This is a genomic window from Citrobacter sp. UYEF32 (genome assembly GCF_040546205.1).
GTDB lineage: Bacteria > Pseudomonadota > Gammaproteobacteria > Enterobacterales > Enterobacteriaceae > Phytobacter > Phytobacter diazotrophicus.
The window spans coordinates 1-15,039 of the sequence record NZ_JBEPNI010000001.1 but is presented as its reverse complement, the minus strand read 5'-3'; the positions used below and the strand labels follow the sequence as shown (position 1 = coordinate 15,039).

16 protein-coding genes are annotated in these 15,039 nt (G+C 51.7%); 10 read left to right on the top strand and 6 right to left on the bottom strand.

All coding sequences use genetic code 11. The annotated features are described in order from the left end of the window. Positions 1–750 carry an SDR family oxidoreductase gene (locus ABIB59_RS00080; RefSeq protein WP_354034129.1) on the bottom strand — a complete coding sequence of 250 codons (750 nt, stop codon included), beginning with the start codon at positions 748–750 and terminating at the stop codon, positions 1–3. Between the two features lie 439 nt (positions 751–1,189). Between ABIB59_RS00080 and ABIB59_RS00075 the strand changes: the two genes are divergently transcribed. From ABIB59_RS00075 to ABIB59_RS00060, 4 genes are all read left to right on the top strand, one after another. Next, complete coding sequence (locus ABIB59_RS00075; protein ID WP_041851465.1) at positions 1,190–1,561, top strand: hypothetical protein; 372 nt, start codon at positions 1,190–1,192, stop codon at positions 1,559–1,561. Further along, positions 1,561–2,019: a DUF3828 domain-containing protein gene (locus ABIB59_RS00070; protein ID WP_041851464.1), complete on the top strand. Its 459-nt coding sequence runs from the start codon at positions 1,561–1,563 to the stop codon at positions 2,017–2,019. Before ABIB59_RS00075 ends, ABIB59_RS00070 begins: the two co-directional genes overlap by 1 nt. A 236-nt stretch (positions 2,020–2,255) precedes the next feature. Next, the gene (locus ABIB59_RS00065) at positions 2,256–2,567 is read left to right on the top strand and encodes a hypothetical protein (protein WP_079497884.1); all 312 of its coding nucleotides are present in this window, start codon (positions 2,256–2,258) and stop codon (positions 2,565–2,567) included. A 173-nt stretch (positions 2,568–2,740) separates the two neighbouring features. Next, the gene (locus ABIB59_RS00060) at positions 2,741–3,193 is read left to right on the top strand and encodes a GNAT family N-acetyltransferase (protein WP_354033568.1); all 453 of its coding nucleotides are present in this window, start codon (positions 2,741–2,743) and stop codon (positions 3,191–3,193) included. A 322-nt stretch (positions 3,194–3,515) separates the two neighbouring features. On the opposite strand, the gene ABIB59_RS00055 is transcribed toward ABIB59_RS00060, so the two are convergent. From ABIB59_RS00055 to ABIB59_RS00040, 4 genes are read right to left on the bottom strand one after another with little or no spacing between them, the layout of a single operon-like run. Next, on the bottom strand, positions 3,516–4,982 hold the full coding sequence (locus ABIB59_RS00055; RefSeq protein ID WP_354033566.1) for an MdtP family multidrug efflux transporter outer membrane subunit: 1,467 nt from the start codon (positions 4,980–4,982) through the stop codon (positions 3,516–3,518). Next, a complete protein-coding gene (locus ABIB59_RS00050; RefSeq protein WP_354033564.1) occupies positions 4,979–6,922 on the bottom strand; it encodes an FUSC family protein in 1,944 nt (647 codons plus the stop codon). Before ABIB59_RS00050 ends, ABIB59_RS00055 begins: the two co-directional genes overlap by 4 nt. A gap of 9 nt (positions 6,923–6,931) precedes the next feature. After that, a complete protein-coding gene (gene mdtN / locus ABIB59_RS00045; protein WP_354033562.1) occupies positions 6,932–7,960 on the bottom strand; it encodes a multidrug transporter subunit MdtN in 1,029 nt (342 codons plus the stop codon). A 6-nt stretch (positions 7,961–7,966) separates the two neighbouring features. Continuing rightward, positions 7,967–8,239, bottom strand: a complete 273-nt coding sequence (locus tag ABIB59_RS00040; RefSeq protein ID WP_041851459.1) for a YtcA family lipoprotein — start codon at positions 8,237–8,239, stop codon at positions 7,967–7,969. 255 nt (positions 8,240–8,494) lie between these two features. Between ABIB59_RS00040 and ABIB59_RS00035 the strand changes: the two genes are divergently transcribed. The 6 genes from ABIB59_RS00035 (at position 8,495) to ABIB59_RS00010 (ending at position 13,878) form a co-directional block, all read left to right on the top strand. Beyond that, the gene (locus tag ABIB59_RS00035) at positions 8,495–9,433 is read left to right on the top strand and encodes an alpha/beta hydrolase (RefSeq protein ID WP_354033559.1); all 939 of its coding nucleotides are present in this window, start codon (positions 8,495–8,497) and stop codon (positions 9,431–9,433) included. A 23-nt stretch (positions 9,434–9,456) separates the two neighbouring features. Continuing rightward, on the top strand, positions 9,457–9,666 hold the full coding sequence (locus tag ABIB59_RS00030; protein ID WP_108701167.1) for a DUF6434 domain-containing protein: 210 nt from the start codon (positions 9,457–9,459) through the stop codon (positions 9,664–9,666). Positions 9,667–9,742: 76 nt separating this feature from the next. Further along, entirely contained in the window at positions 9,743–10,480 is a 738-nt protein-coding gene (locus ABIB59_RS00025) for an ankyrin repeat domain-containing protein (RefSeq protein ID WP_354033557.1), read from the top strand. A gap of 667 nt (positions 10,481–11,147) precedes the next feature. Continuing rightward, positions 11,148–12,167, top strand: coding sequence for an iron-containing redox enzyme family protein (locus ABIB59_RS00020; RefSeq protein WP_071195268.1), 1,020 nt, complete (start codon positions 11,148–11,150; stop codon positions 12,165–12,167). A 60-nt stretch (positions 12,168–12,227) separates the two neighbouring features. Continuing rightward, entirely contained in the window at positions 12,228–13,151 is a 924-nt protein-coding gene (locus tag ABIB59_RS00015) for a DMT family transporter (protein ID WP_071195267.1), read from the top strand. Between the two features lie 190 nt (positions 13,152–13,341). Next, the gene (locus ABIB59_RS00010; protein WP_354033554.1) at positions 13,342–13,878 is read left to right on the top strand and encodes a GNAT family N-acetyltransferase; all 537 of its coding nucleotides are present in this window, start codon (positions 13,342–13,344) and stop codon (positions 13,876–13,878) included. Positions 13,879–14,037: 159 nt separating this feature from the next. On the opposite strand, the gene galK is transcribed toward ABIB59_RS00010, so the two are convergent. Continuing rightward, positions 14,038–15,039 (bottom strand): galactokinase (galK, locus tag ABIB59_RS00005; protein ID WP_354033552.1); only part of this gene is annotated, 1,002 nt, incomplete at its 5' end.

The following is a 15,039-nucleotide window of genomic DNA, read 5'->3' as shown; positions in this document are numbered from 1 at the left end:
TCAGGCGTTTGACCTGCCACTCAGGTCCTCGCGAGTTGGACCTTGAAAGTAGATGCTACTGATATGGCAACTGCGCGGTTGAGTCAGCACGAAACGAATCGTTTCCCAGACCGATCGTCCATTCATCAGACGTTCCCCCATCCTGGATTGACCATCGACAGACGTCTCTAAACCTGTAAGTTCGAAATCCGGCGGATACAGCCCGGTAACACGGATATTTTCTTCTGACAACTGCTGTGACAGTTTAGTTGTAAACCCGCTGAGACCGTGTTTGCTGGCGAAAAAAGCGGGATGCGCAATTGAGTCCGTAAAATTCGGGACGCCACATGAAGATATTATTGAGATGATATCAGCACTGTCTGAACGTCTTAACCCAGGCAGCAACGCCTGAGTCAACAGGATCGAACCTGTCAGACCTGAACTGACGGTATTAATAATTTCTGTGTCAGGCTGATCGTCTAAGCTCCCTGACAACCACTGAGCGGCATTGAGAATTAAAATGTCTATGGGCTTGTCTGAGGTTAAAAGCTGTGAAGAAAACTGAGAAACGGATTCAGGCCGGGCTAAATCACAGATATACCCTTTTGCAATGCCGCTTTCTGCAGTGATGATGCTGCAGGTTTTTTGAATATCCTCAGCCCGCCGCGCGCAAAAATCCACTTCGACACCCTCTCGGGCCAGCCACACGCACAGCGCCTGGCCAAATCCTCCACCTCCACCGGTAATAACCGCTCTTTTTCCTCTGAGCATCTCCATGCCTCCCATTTTTAATGACTCTGTGTGGATGAAGATATACAGGAGGAGGGGGAGTGACATCTTTCCGTTCGTGCCATTTGTATAGGAGGAAGATGAATAAGCCGCAGAGCGTTTTAACCAATGTGTTGCATCCATCAGTTGAACTCACAGCCTGGAGCGGACTATGAGAAGTGCCGATGGGCTCCCGTTTTTTATGATGCTGAAAATTCTTCTGCAAACTGTATGAAAATTACGCAGCGATGACCAGACAGTTCTTATCCCGATCATCATGATACTTATCTGGCTCAGCCTGATTTTTGTAGACCACTACACAGCACGATATTGATGGTAAACGAGGGGAAATAAGATAACTCTTATTTGTTGCTTTTTATCCTGATGTAGCATTGCAGCATCTTACATTATATTGGTCATTATTGTTTTCAGAGGGATTTTTATGGGATGGAATAAAGATGCAGCAGTAGATTACCTTGTAAAACACGCTGGGCCGACTTCAAAGAGTAAGTGTGCAGTTTATACGCGCCTGGCTATTGCGGCCGGAGGAATAAATATTCTAAATACAGAATTCGCAAAAGATTATGGCAATTCACTGCTCAAGGCCGGATTCACTGCTTTACCCTCATCTTCAAATCCTGAAAAGGGCGATGTTGTTGTTATTCAGCCATATCCCGGAAGCCGCCTTCAGGCTGGCCATATGGCCATGTTTGATGGGAAAACGTGGTATTCCGATTTTAAACAAAAGGATTTATATCCCGGTAATGGTTACCGGAGGAATCACCCACCTTACGTTATCTACAGGAAGAATTGATGCGCCTGATACTCACCTTTATTCTGGCTTTTTACTTGCCTTTTGCCAGTGCAAGTGCACCCGTTAGTGCTCAGAAGAGCGTCACAGAATTCTATCAATTTTATCTGGGCGATTTTACTAATATCTCACCAGATAATTCTTCCCATAAACAAAAAATGACAAAATGGGTATCAAAAAAGCTCCTTGCCCGCCTTGATGCTATCTACAAGATTCCCGAACAAGAATTTCTTGAAGCTGATTATTTTACCTATACGCAGGATTATGCAACTGAATGGATCCATCGCTTACGTACAACTCCTGGCGTTGTGGATGGCAGCAGCCAGAGAGTGGATGTTTGGTTGGGTATACAGGATAATAAATATAAGCATTTGCAGGTCTGGACCCGGAAGGAAGATGGCGAATGGAAAATCTGGCGAGTGGTTGATGCAGGAAACCATATCGAGCAGAAGCTCTATTGAGTTCTTACATTATCCGGTGAAAAAGCCTGTGGCGACATGGGCAAAATTATTACTTCTGCTCCTGTCACGGAACTGGTCGTCCTTTTTTTGAGCGAGGAGCGGACATACAAGAAGAGGGAAGCTGGCTTATCCCAATAATGAGCTTTTGAGTGACGAGGCATACTCATTGGAAAATACGCCATAAAGTGACTTTCGATGGTATGGTTACATTCTTACCACGAAAAGAGGAAACACTAATGATTGTAAGGACCTGGCACGGTTGTGTTCCGCTAAAACATGCTGAAGCTTTTGCGAAACACCTTGAGAATACCGGTGTAAAACATTCAAAGAGCATATCTGGGAACAGAGGCGCTTTTGTGCGTAGAGAAACCCAGGGGGAATGGGAGCATTTTTTCCTGGCGACTTACTGGCAGGATCTGCAGTCGGTTAAGGCATTTGCCGGAGAAAGCTATCACGTAGCGGTGACGTACCCGAGTGACGAAGAATTTGAACTACTTTCCGATCCCTACGTTTTCCAGCATGTAGTGGAGAACGTTGCGCCGCTTTAGCTTCGTTTCCGGGGCAACCTGTCGGTTACCCGAATTTTTTAAAATATCCATACTCATTTAATGCCCTTAGGGCCGCTCTTGGCGTCCAGGGGACATCCGGGCACGGCAGATTTCCCCTGGACGCGCTGTCAATTCTGCCCAAGCTATGCAAACCGAAATCATTGGAACGGCTCATGAATATCCAATTCACAAACATTACCCCGGCAAGCCCAGGGTTTACGGAGTTAAAATTAAAGAGCATGGCTGAAGGATTTAACATGCTACACCGACTGGAAGAAAATTGGTTAAACGGACAGAACCGCTTTGACAGGCCCGGAGAAAAACTGCTTGGGGCTTATGCTGATGATTTAATTGTTGGCGTGTGCGGACTTAACATCGATCCCTTTACGGAAATAACTGGCACCGGACGTCTGCGGCATCTCTATGTAGACACGGCATGGAGAAGAAATCATATTGGCAGCGGTTTGCTCAGTGAAATACTTAAAGATGCTGGCCTCTGGTTTGATTTTATCAACACCAACGCACCATCATCGGCATTCACTTTTTATGAACGAGCCGGCTTTGTTGCTTTATGTGATATGGATAAAGTTACACACCACTTTTGCCTGAGAAAGCAAGCACGGTAGAACATTCTCGTTTTGGACACAGCGCCGATTGTGTCCTGTGTCAGATGGCCAGGGCATCTTCTTTGTATTGACGATTTTTTCAAGAAAACTGAGTTCAATTTGCATATTTAGTCCTTAAAATAGCGCCGGGAAATCTTCGAGCATATATTGCTTTAAAATCAGACGCTCTGTTTCAAGCTGTGGCGCTTGCTCTATCAGCATGGTTTTCCCTTTATTCTTAGTTTTATGATTTATCAAATTTACCGCCATGAGCGCATTGGTTCCAAAAAATCGGCAATTCCTGCTCATAAAAACACGCGCTGAACGTCTCTGTTTCCATTTTTCACTGTCTGGCAGACTGTGGGCCGCGGTAATCGCCGCCCAGGGCTTTAATCAAGGTGATATCGGTGCTGAGCCGCTGGGCCTCGATATCCAGCAGCAAAAGCTGCTGCGCGATGGCCGGACGACGCGCCTCCTGCGCCGCATAGTAGCTGACCAGTCCGCGCTGATGGTGCGCGCTGGCGCTGCGGGTAGTCATCATCGCCGCCTCGACCTTCTGCTGCTGCAGCGCGGCCTGCTGGTTCAAATCGTTCAACTGGCTGGAGCTAATCGCCACGTCGCGCACCGCGTCCAGCACCGCCTGGTTGTACTGCTTAATCAAAATATTGCTCGCCGTACGCGTCGATTTCAGGCCGGCGTTTAAGCGCCCGCCGTCAAACAGCGGCAAATAGAGCCCCGGCAGCAGGTTGATCTGCTGGAATGAGGACTTAAACAGATCGCCAACGCTCAGCGCGTTGTAGCCCCAGAAGGCTTTGATATCGAAGTGCGGGTAAAACGCCGCTTTTGCCGCGTCCACCTGGTTCATCGAAGCGCTGACGTAGCCGCGCAGTGCCTGCAGATCCGGGCGACGGGCCAGCAGTTCAAACGAAAGCGAATCCGGGAGCGTCTCCTGCAGCGCCGGCAGCGGCACGGGATGAATCTCCGGCATGCTATGCGCATCGGCGCCGATCAGCGCCCGCAGCGTTTCCCGATACTGCGTCAGCGTCCCCTGCGCCGTAATCACCTGCTGCTGCGCCGCCAGCAGCTCCGCCTGGGCGTTGGCGACATCGACGCTATCCTCCACGCCGCGCGCGGTACGATGCTCATGCGCCTGCACCGAGAGCCTGGCGATGGCCTCCAGCTGATTAAGTAATGCGATTTTCTGGAAAGTTGCCTGCATCGCGAAATAGAGCTGGGCCACGCTGCTGGCAAGATCCAGCTCGATGCCGGCGGTCTCCGCCTGGCGGGCGTTCTTTTCGCCAATCGCGGCGGCAACGCGGGCGCGGTCGGCGCCCCATAAATCGATATTCAGCGTCGCCCCGACGCCAACCGTATTCAGAGTGTACCAGGGGCCGTTTTTATCCACCGGCAGGGAGAAGGAGTAGGGCCAGGTGAACTGTTTATTGGTGACCCGCAGACGGTTTTGCGCCGCTACGGCGGTGGCCTGCACGCCCATTGCCGACTGCGCAAGCTCGACCGTGGACTGCGATTGCGAAATACGCAGCCGCGCCGCCTGCATGGTGGGGGAGTTCTGCAGCGCGCGATTGACCAGCATATTTAGCTGCGGATCCTGATAGCCTTCCCACCAGCGCGCCGTCGGCCAGCCGCTATTCGCCAGATGGATCACCTGCGCCAGCTCGGCCTGCTGCGGATTGACCAGCGGAACCTGGCCGGGATCGTCCTGAATTAATGCGCACCCGGTTAACAGCGTCAGGGCGAAGGCAAACACCGGGGAGCGCGCGGCGCGCGGGAGAGTGGAGGTTTTAATCATGATTGCATTGCCTGTCGCGGAATATCAGAAGACGCAAATGGCCACGCCGGCAGGGCGGCCAGCGCATTGACCAGCGGCGCGCCAAATGGATTCGTCGGGTCCGTGAGAAGCGCCTGAGGGCGTTCTATTGCAGTTTGCTGCGCGTCGATACCGGCAGCGTAGCCTTCAAGCCGCCGGGCGCAGCGGGGTAAAAAAGTATCCCCCGGCGCGGCGTACAGACGATAGCCTTCGCTGAGGCGCAGGATCTCTTCCGCCTGATGGAACGTCGCCCGCACCGGCCAGTTTTTGGCTTCCGGCCACGGGTGGGCGTAGGTTCCCAGCGGCTCGGCGGCTACCCGGTTGATTAAGGTTTCGCTCTCGGTCAGCGCGGCAAATAGCTGCACCAGTTGAACCTCATCGTCGCTTGAGGAGAGGGTCTGCGCCAGCTGGCGATAAAGCTGCGCCAGACGCGCTTTGAGCTGCGGGGCTTCGCTATCCGGCCATAAATAGAGATGTACAATCGAGGAGACCAGCACGCCGAGCAGGATACCGATAACCCGGTCGCGCAGTTCGGTAAGGTTGCTGAGCGGGCCAAACCAACTCAGGAACGCCAACGCAAAGGTGAAACCTATCTGGATCCCGGCGTAGGCGATGCGCTCTGAGCCTGCCGCAATCCACGCGGCCAGCGCGAACACCGGCAGGGTCATCGCCAGCAGGCCGCTCAGCGAGTCGGTCCAGGGCTGCACAAAGACGATCAGGAGCAGCGCAATCAGCGTCGCCAGCAGCGCGCCGCCGATGCGCAGCCACGTTTTCTGCATGGTAGCGCCCAGACCCGGTTGGGCGACAATGACGCAGCTCAGCATAATGGTGTGGATGCCCTGCCAGTCGGCGGCGGTATAGAAAACGTAGCACAGCAGCGTCGCCAGCAGCGTTTTCAGGGCAAAGTGCAGATAGACCGGATTGGACCACGCGTCCGGCAGCAGCAGCGGCGCTTTTTCCACTTCACCCTGCGGTAACGCGATGGTTTCGCCGCGCGCCAGCCGCGCCAGCACCCCGGCGATCTCCTGCAAAATGGCGCTGTTATCGCTATCGCGCGGGACCATCAACGGCTCCATATCCGCCGCCGTGGGGCTGGGCAGATTATCCGCCAGCGCGTTCAGCTCGCGGGCTATCCGCTGGCGCGCATCGGAATGGTCGCGGCCCGGCTGTAACAGTGCCGTCAAATGGTAGCAGCGCAGCGCGGCGGCCATCCGCGATTGCCAGGCCTGCGGGCTGGCGGCAATCTCCGGCGTGGCGCGGGCGGCTTGCTGGTACAGGGACTGCAACTGGTTAAACTGGCCGGCGATCTCTTTAAAGGAGGGTTGCGTCGCCTCGCTATCCGGTTGGCTAAGAATCCGCGCCGTCTGGCGCAGCATGACCACCAGCCGGGCTTTAAACTGATAGCCGGGGAACGCCTGTTGGAAACAGGCGTTGACCAGCAGCGTCACCAGAATGGCGGTGTTAATCGCCACCCATAGCCACAGCAGCAGGCGTACCAGAATTTCGCTCTGGCTGGTCATCGACGGGAAGGTCTGGGCGTAGATGACTGCCAGCGCCACCACGAAAAATGCCAGCCCCAGCTTGCCGAGGACCCGCATCAGGTAAATCGCACAGAAGAACAGGATCACCGAGGCAACCAGGCGAATCAGCGGATAGTCATACGTCCACTTGATAATCAGCAGTACGCCGCCCAGGGCGACGCTGACGGTCACCACGAAAACCACGCTGACCAGCTTAATCATCAGGACGTTAGGCTGGCTGACGTAAAACACCACGATCAGCGCTACGGCGAGGAAGGGAATATGCAGCGTCATAAACAGCACAATCAGCACCGCACAACTGAGCGTCAGGCGCAGGGTATAGTTCGCCCGCCCCGGCGCATCGCGGAGTTCCCGGGTCAGAAACGGCCACAAGCTTTGCATGCCGTCTCCTTATTGCGGCTGGAGAACGGCGCTGGCGGAAGCGCCCATGCGAAACAGGTTCGGGTCGGGATCTTTGACGGCGATTTTAACCGGGAAGCGCTGGGAGACATGGACCCAATTGATGCTCTTCTGAATGACCGGCAGGCCTTCAATGACGCTGCCGCCGTCGGGCAGAACGCCGGTGCCGACCGAGTCGACTACGCCCTCGAAGGTACGGCCATGGTTGGTCATTACGGTGATTCTGGCCGGAACGCCGGGCCGAACACTCTGCAAGTCGGTTTCGCGGAAGTTTGCCACCACGTACCAGTGGTCGTCATCCAGCAGGGTAAAGACCGGCTTAAGGGCCGAGGCGTACTGGCCGATCGTCGTCTTCAGCGCCACCACCACGCCGTTAAACGGCGCGCGCACTTCGGTAAATTCGAGATGCAGCTCGGCCAGCGCAATTTGCGCCAGGATCCCCGCGCGCTGCGCCACCATGGCATCAACGCCGGTCACGGCCGCGGAAGCCTGTTTCGCCTGCAGCAGGGTGGCCTCCAGTTCGGCGCGCGCCGCTTTTTCGGCCGTTCGCGCCTGATCCAGATCTTCTTGTGAGGCAAACCCCTGCGGTACCAGCGGCTCAAGGCGTATGCGTGAAGAGGTGGTCTGCTTAACCAGCGCTTTAGCGCGTTCAACGGCGGCGTTGACCGACTGCGCGTTGTACTCCTGCGCTTTGATGGTGCGCTGGGTCAGCATAATCTGCGCATCAAGCGTGGTTAGCCGCGCTTTGGCATCATCAAGCATCGCCTGGTAGGGACGCGGGTCGATGCGGAACAGCAGATCGCCTTTTTTCACCCGCTGATTGTCGCGAATCGGCATTTCGACGATCCGCCCGCTCACTTCCGGAACCACGTCGATGGTGTCGGCATAAACGTAGGCATCGTTGGTTTCCGGCGAGGTTTGTAGCTGCCAGATAACCATAATCAGCGCCACGATAGCGGCGAGAACGAGTGCCAGCAGGGGCCATTTTTTGCGGATAACGCTTGAGCGGGATTTGGTCATAGGGGTCTAGTTTACGAAGAACAGGAACCACAGAATCGTGGCGAACAGGAACATCAGCGCCAGATAGCTGAAGACCAGCGGAGAAAATCGCGATTGCCATCCTTGACGCACAATCAGGATATGGCAGGGAATAAGTAACAGCGCGGCGCCTAATAAGCAGAAGAACCAGCCGGGAAATGCTGCGCCTAAAACCGGAATCGCCGGGGATAATGAGCAGCCGGAGAGCGTAAATAGCGAAAATAAGAGCGCAGGGCACGCCAGCTTAACAATGCGATTCAAGACGAAATACCTGAGTGCTCGGATTAAGGTGAAATGAGTTTAATCTCCTTGATTGTGAAAGAAAAGAAACTCATCAGGTATCTCAAACAGAACGTCTCTTTTCCTCTGGTTACATTGTTTTGTGATTATCTTGCATCACCACAAATATAAAAGTAAAACTATATGGATTGTCTGCATTTTAATTCCTATATTCAAAGCATTACAAAAAATGCCGTTAGCATTTTTACCCCCTTACTTTATATGGCTCACCTGGTTATGCATAACACCATATATGAAACATTGCTGGAAGCACCCGGTCCGCAAGGCTCTCTCAAAGGCACCTTGCTTAGCCCCTGTTCGAAGCCAGAACATATCATTCTGATTATTCCCGGTTCAGGGCCGACTGACCGCGATGGTAATAATCCGCTTGGGGTTAATGCGTCAACGTATCGGCTTCTGGCGGAAAATCTGGCATTGAAAGGTATCGCAACGTTGCGGATGGATAAGCGTGGAATGTTTGCCAGTTCAGCGGCGATAACGGACGCCAATGCCGTGACAATCAGTGATTATGTAGAAGACGTACGTTCCTGGATAACGGTATTGCAACAGCGTCTGGAAAACCCCTGTATCTGGCTTCTCGGGCACAGTGAAGGGGGGATCGTGGCATTGGCGGCGGCGCAGGAACCTGATGTCTATGGTTTAATGCTGGTCGCAACACCTTCGCGCCCGCTGGGGGATGTATTAAGAGAACAGCTTAAAGCCAATCCGCAAAATGCAATTCTGCTGGACGATGCGTTTTTTGTTATTAACGAACTGGAGCAGGGTAGACATGTTAATGTTCAGAACAGGCATCCTGCTGTGCAACATTTATTTTATCCGGCAGTGCAGGGGTTTCTTATAGACATTTTTTCCTTTAATCCAGTTCATTTGATCACGCGTATTACTAAACCTGTACTGATATTACAGGGGCAACGCGATCTTCAGGTAACGGAATATGATGCCCGACAGCTTAAGGCTGCCAACCCGAAAGCAACCCTTGTTCTTTTACCGGATGTAAACCATGTTCTTAAAGCGGTGAATTCTGATGACAGGGAAGAGAATAATGCGGCTTATACAAACGCATCGCTTCCCCTGGCGGCCGGGGTGGTTGAGGCCATTGCGCAGTTTCTGACGCATAATGGTAACCCAAAAGCTAAGCTGCCACTCTTTAATTAATAGACAATCCGGGAGTTGGGACGTTGAAAATTGACTGGCATAGCGCATTGCTCACCCGTTCCACAGCCATAGATAAACACTACAAAAACACGCAAAACGTTCGTCGTTTCATGATGGAACAGTGCGGGGAAAACTTCCGTTTCGACCGTGATTTCATGGCCTGGATCCGCAATGATATCCCCAAAAATCTGGGCGATGTGGTCGATGAGTGGAAACGCAGACAAGGTTTATAAAAGGAAATTTTTTATTCGCTTGAGGCAGACAGACTGGAGAATTGTCAGGTCTGTTATGAGCATAGTAGGGGTTAGCATGAAAAAACGTGTATCCGTAATTATGCTTTCTTTTCTGTGTGTGCTGTTATCGGCGTGCAATGATATGAAAAAGATAGAACCTGAAAAATATTTCACCGGTCCTAAGCTTGTTCTGGCTAAGGCTATCCAGGCGGCAGATAGTGAATCTGTTATCCGTCTGTCAAAAACAACCGATCTGAACACACCGGGAAACGAGCATTTTACACTGCTGCTTTTTGCTCTGAATGAGGTTATGTATAACGGCAATTCTCAAAAAAGGTTAGATATTGTCACGGAACTTGTACGCGCAGGTGCGGATCCCCAACAAGCACAACCGAATGCACGCGGCACACCGGCTCAAATGATGGCAATGGGTGATAAAGATATATGGCTTAAAGCGCTTCTCGACGGCGGACTTGATCCTAATTCCCGGGATAAATTACTCAATGTTCCTCTTATCTTTTCAGCGCTAAGTGCAAAAAATACAGCCACGCTTGCGCTTTTGATTGAACGGGGAGCCGATATAAATACGCGGGATACCCTGGGTGAGACGCCACTTGTTGACGCTTTTTTCCGCACTGATTTTGATAAGGTCTATTTCTTACTTGAGCATGGTGCGAACCCTAATCCAGTAAATAAGCAAGGCCGTTCTTTCAGTCAGATGCTGGACAGGAACCTTCAACAGGTTAAGCAAGGTACTGAGTACTATGATCATGTGGTGAAATTAAAAGAAAAGCTTAACAGCATGTCTCAATGATATATTAGAAAGCGTGTTAAGAGGCTATATAAGGCTCTGGAACTTAAAGGACAGAGCCTGCGCCACATGAACTCAGGCCGTGTCCGGGAAATGCCAGTTAAGGGATAATGCGCGCGGCTCTGAATTGTCTGAACAAATTGAAGAACATGGTTCGTTTCAGGTGATAGAACAGTCACTTTCGCAGATGACAGAAATTTGCTGATGGCCGCTAAAGCAGGCTTCTGCTTCATTCTGTACAGCAGAAATTTTATATCCGTTTTGGCGCGAAGCGGCCAGCATAAAGTGATGTGCTGGAAATCATCTGTCTATTTAGCATAGTCGTTCTTTTACGATCGGAATTGAATGACGTAGTGCTGATGTTGTTATTTTTCCATTAATTACAATCAAAATTTGGCTCATCAAATTGCGAAATTCCCTTCGAGCTTTACGCGGTTATTTTATTCTGTCTTTAGCGATAAATTATAAGCATCATAAAACAATGGCTCTGCCATCTGGTGACAAGAATATTATTATTCGCTGAATGTTTCATGAAAAACAATACCAGGTAAGCGGCAACCTAAAAGGCTTTTATTGTTAAAATATATGCTTTTTTAATGTGATCTGCATCACAAAATTTACCTTGTTGATAACCACAAAATTAGTGCGCCTAATAACAAAGGAAATCAGCATGTTTAATATCCGTAGGATCGAACCGGCTTTTAAAGAAGATATGTATGGTTTCACGCAGAGCCTGCTCAGCTATATCAATGGTGAAACGAATAAAACACCAGATAGCGAAAAACTGCGTGACATAACGCACCGGGCCTATCATCAGGGCGCAGTTGCGGATCAGAAAATTGCCCAGCATGCCCTTTTTATTATTTACCAGAGTGTTCTGGCTCATCCGCTCTCTGCCCCTGCATCCCGGCAGTACGACCCGGCGTTGCTGGAAATTAAAAAAATCATCGAGAATGAATGGCTGGAACATGAGTTCGGGCAACTTTCTCTACCCGAAGAGGTGAATTCAGCCCCGCGTTATGGTGATTTTTTAAAAACGGTGTGGCATGCACATAATGCTTCGCATCACCCCCTTTTTGAGTTTCTGGAAAAGGATGCTTCAACGGAGCAACTCTATTATTTCTTCAAAAGCGACAGCGCACTTAATCTGATTTTCTTTGATCTGGTTGCCTATACGCTGATTGGCTCCCAGCCGGAAACCCGCGGTACTATCAGTGAAAACCTGTGGGATGAAATAGGGCATGGTGACAATGTGTTTACGCACGTCAATCTCTATAAGGATGTGCTGGCGCGGCAGGACATAAAACTGCCAGAAAACCATTATATCGACATGTACGGGGCAGAAGCACTGGCCGGACACAATGCCTTCATGATCGGTTCTGTTAACCGCAGCCACTATTACAAACTGCTTGGGGTAATGGCTATGACGGAGGTGCTGGATCCGCCCCAGTATGAAAAACTGGTAAATGGATGTCTGCGTCTGGGCCTTATCGATCGCGATGTGAAATATTATACGGAACATATCACCATTGATATCAAACACGGGGATGACTGGCTTTATAACGTCATTGATGTGATTGCCGGGAAGTACCCTGAGACCCGCCGGGAGTTCTATCTCGGCAGTTTACTGAGGCTGCGGACCGCGGAGCGCTATTACGATCAACTGATGCAGAAATTGATGCAACTCTGATGATGATACCGGCCCGGAGGGAGCTCCGGGTTTTTGATTATGCTGAACAGGAGTGGATGTGTGGCTTACTTACTGCTGGCGCTGGCCGCCATTTTTTGGGGTGGAAACTATGTTGTGGGGCATATACTGGTTCAGTACGTTGACCCCTACGGACTGAGTCTGATCCGCTGGGGAGGGACAACCCTGCTGATGCTTTCGTTTTACTGGAAGCGATTCTGCGTCGATTTCGCCTCGATGCGAAAGCATATTCGCATAAACATTCTCCTCTCTTTCCTGGGGCAGGTCTGTTTCCCGCTCAGTTTATACATAGGCCTTCAGTACACAACCTCCCTTAACGCAGCTATCTATATTTCCAGCACACCCTGCCTCGTTCTACTTATTAACCATTTTCTTTTCCGTGAATACATTTCAGCGCGCAATATTGCGGGTGTCGTGGCCAGTACGGTGGGGGTGCTGTACCTCGCATTTTCCAGTGCCAGCGGTAACGGGCGGATGCAGACTTTTGGTCTGGGAGATGTGCTGACCATTATTTCCGCGTTGAGCTGGGCGTTTTACTGCGCATTTCTGCGTTTTAAAGACACCACGGTAACAAATACATCCTTTGTCGCTTTCAGTTCCCTATTGGGGACTTTAATACTCGTACCGATGTTTATTCTCCATGCCGCGTTTGCAGAGGCGTATCGGGGCGTTATTTATAGTGTGTCACCCTCTGTTATCATCGGTATCCTTTATCTGATTATCTTCCCGTCATGGCTGTCATATGTGTTCTGGAATAAAGGCGTATCGCTGATTGGTACTACCCGAAGTGAGATTTACACCCATCTTATCCCTGTCTCCGGCGGTATTATGGGCGTCGTATTTCTGGGCAATGAACTACACACCTACCACATCGTCACCCTGGTTCTGATTGTCTCCGGTATCGTCTGCTGTTCGTCCCGACATTCCGTCAATAACCGCCCCGAACAACAGAGTGAGCGCTCATAAGATTGCAGCGCCACAGATACGCCGGGTAAGTCCTGGCACGAAGCAGACAGGCCGAAGCGCGGTCTGGTCTGCTATGCGCGAATTGCGAACATATCCAGTCCGCATCAATGCGATAACGTCAAAGCAAAAGTGTGCTTAAATCAGAGATCCCTAAGTCAGGGTACTTGCAATGACATCTCAGGAGTCTAATGTGCACGTTGAAACATCCCGCTTATCCCTTCGTCCTGTCCTGGCATCAGACGTCGCCGATCTGTTCAGGATTTATGGTGATCCAGCGACGAACACATTTAACCCCGCCGGGCCATACCCGGACATTGACTATGCAAAAGCGGTGCTCATTCGCTGGCTCGACCATTGGCACACCCACGGGTTCGGAAACTGGGCAATATTACTGCGCGATCGTCCTGAAACAATCATTGGTTTTGGCGGGCTGAGCATTCGAAGTTACGACGATATTATGATTAATAACCTTGGCTATCGATTCTCGACTGACGCATGGGGAAAGGGTCTGGCCACAGAATTTGCAACCTATGCGCTGAGATATGGATTTGAAAATATCGCGTTTACCGAGATTTCCGCTGTCGTAAGACAAAACCATCTGGCGTCGCGCAAGGTGCTCGAGAAAGCAGGGCTACGCTATATCAAAGACATTTATGATGTTAGCGATGCGCCGCCAAGCCTTCTGTTTTCACTCACCGTGGATGAATGGCTGAGTAATTCAAAATAGTCTGGATTAACGCCTGCTCTGAGTGTGACGCGGGGGCCGACGCCGTCTGAGGAATGCCTTCCGGGAACATTTCCCGAAAGGCTGCAAAGGTGATGAGTGCATATCTCCCTGAATACGCTTGTACGTATCAAAAGATACGAATCCTTTCGCTGCGTGTTTTTAAGCCAGTCCCGCGCCCGCCAAAGGCTTACAGACATAGACGGTTTCTTTAATGCCGGTTTTAGCTTCGTACTGTGCCGCAACGGCCTCTTTCACCGCAGGCACCAGCGCTTCCGGCACCAGCGCGACCACGCAGCCGCCAAATCCGCCGCCGGTCATGCGCACGCCGCCTTTATCGCCGATGGTGTTTTTCACGATCTCCACCAGAGTGTCGATGTGCGGTACGGTGATTTCGAAATCATCACGCATGGAGGCATGGGATTCCGCCATCAGGACGCCCATACGCTGCAGGTCGCCTTTTTCCAGCGCGCTGGCGGCTTCCACGGTACGCGCATTCTCGGTCAGCACATGGCGGACGCGGCGGGCAACCACCGGATCCAGTTCGTGCGCGACGGCGTTGAACTGATCGATATTCACATCACGCAGCGCTTTTTGCTGGAAGAAACGCGCGCCGGTTTCGCACTGCTCGCGACGGGTGTTGTACTCGCTGCCTACCAGGGTGCGTTTGAAGTTACTGTTAATGATGACGATGGAAACGCCCTCCGGCATGGAGACCGCCCTGCTGCCCAGCGAGCGGCAGTCGATCAGCAGCGCGCTGCCTTTTTTACCCAGCGCCGAGATAAGCTGGTCCATAATGCCGCAGTTACAGCCGACAAACTGGTTTTCCGCTTCCTGGCCGTTCAGGGCGATTTGCGTGCCGTCCAGCGGCAGGTGGTACAACTGCTGAAACACGGTGCCGACCGCCACTTCCAGCGAGGCGGACGAGCTCAGGCCCGCGCCCTGCGGCACGTTACCGCTGATCACCAGATCCGCGCCGCCAAAGCTGTTGTCACGCTTTTGCAGATGTTTCACCACGCCACGCACATAGTCTGACCACTGCTGTGAAGGGTGGGTCACAATGGGGGTGTCGAGTGAGAATTCATCCTGCTGGTTGTCGTAATCGGCGGCGATAACGCGCACGGTACGATCCTGACGCGGTGAACAACTGATCACGGTCTGGTA

What these genes read in the sequence shown, in the direction of transcription:
- ABIB59_RS00035 (WP_354033559.1), top strand. Translation starts at nt 8,495, where the DNA reads ATGCATAACACCATATATGAAACATTGCTGGAAGCACCCGGTCCGCAA.
- ABIB59_RS00070 (WP_041851464.1), top strand. Translation starts at nt 1,561, where the DNA reads ATGCGCCTGATACTCACCTTTATTCTGGCTTTTTACTTGCCTTTTGCC.
- mdtN (WP_354033562.1), bottom strand. Translation starts at nt 7,960, where the DNA reads ATGACCAAATCCCGCTCAAGCGTTATCCGCAAAAAATGGCCCCTGCTG.
- ABIB59_RS00065 (WP_079497884.1), top strand. Translation starts at nt 2,256, where the DNA reads ATGATTGTAAGGACCTGGCACGGTTGTGTTCCGCTAAAACATGCTGAA.
- ABIB59_RS00080 (WP_354034129.1), bottom strand. Translation starts at nt 750, where the DNA reads ATGCTCAGAGGAAAAAGAGCGGTTATTACCGGTGGAGGTGGAGGATTT.
- ABIB59_RS00025 (WP_354033557.1), top strand. Translation starts at nt 9,743, where the DNA reads ATGAAAAAACGTGTATCCGTAATTATGCTTTCTTTTCTGTGTGTGCTG.
- ABIB59_RS00055 (WP_354033566.1), bottom strand. Translation starts at nt 4,982, where the DNA reads ATGATTAAAACCTCCACTCTCCCGCGCGCCGCGCGCTCCCCGGTGTTT.
- ABIB59_RS00060 (WP_354033568.1), top strand. Translation starts at nt 2,741, where the DNA reads ATGAATATCCAATTCACAAACATTACCCCGGCAAGCCCAGGGTTTACG.
- ABIB59_RS00020 (WP_071195268.1), top strand. Translation starts at nt 11,148, where the DNA reads ATGTTTAATATCCGTAGGATCGAACCGGCTTTTAAAGAAGATATGTAT.
- ABIB59_RS00050 (WP_354033564.1), bottom strand. Translation starts at nt 6,922, where the DNA reads ATGCAAAGCTTGTGGCCGTTTCTGACCCGGGAACTCCGCGATGCGCCG.
- ABIB59_RS00075 (WP_041851465.1), top strand. Translation starts at nt 1,190, where the DNA reads ATGGGATGGAATAAAGATGCAGCAGTAGATTACCTTGTAAAACACGCT.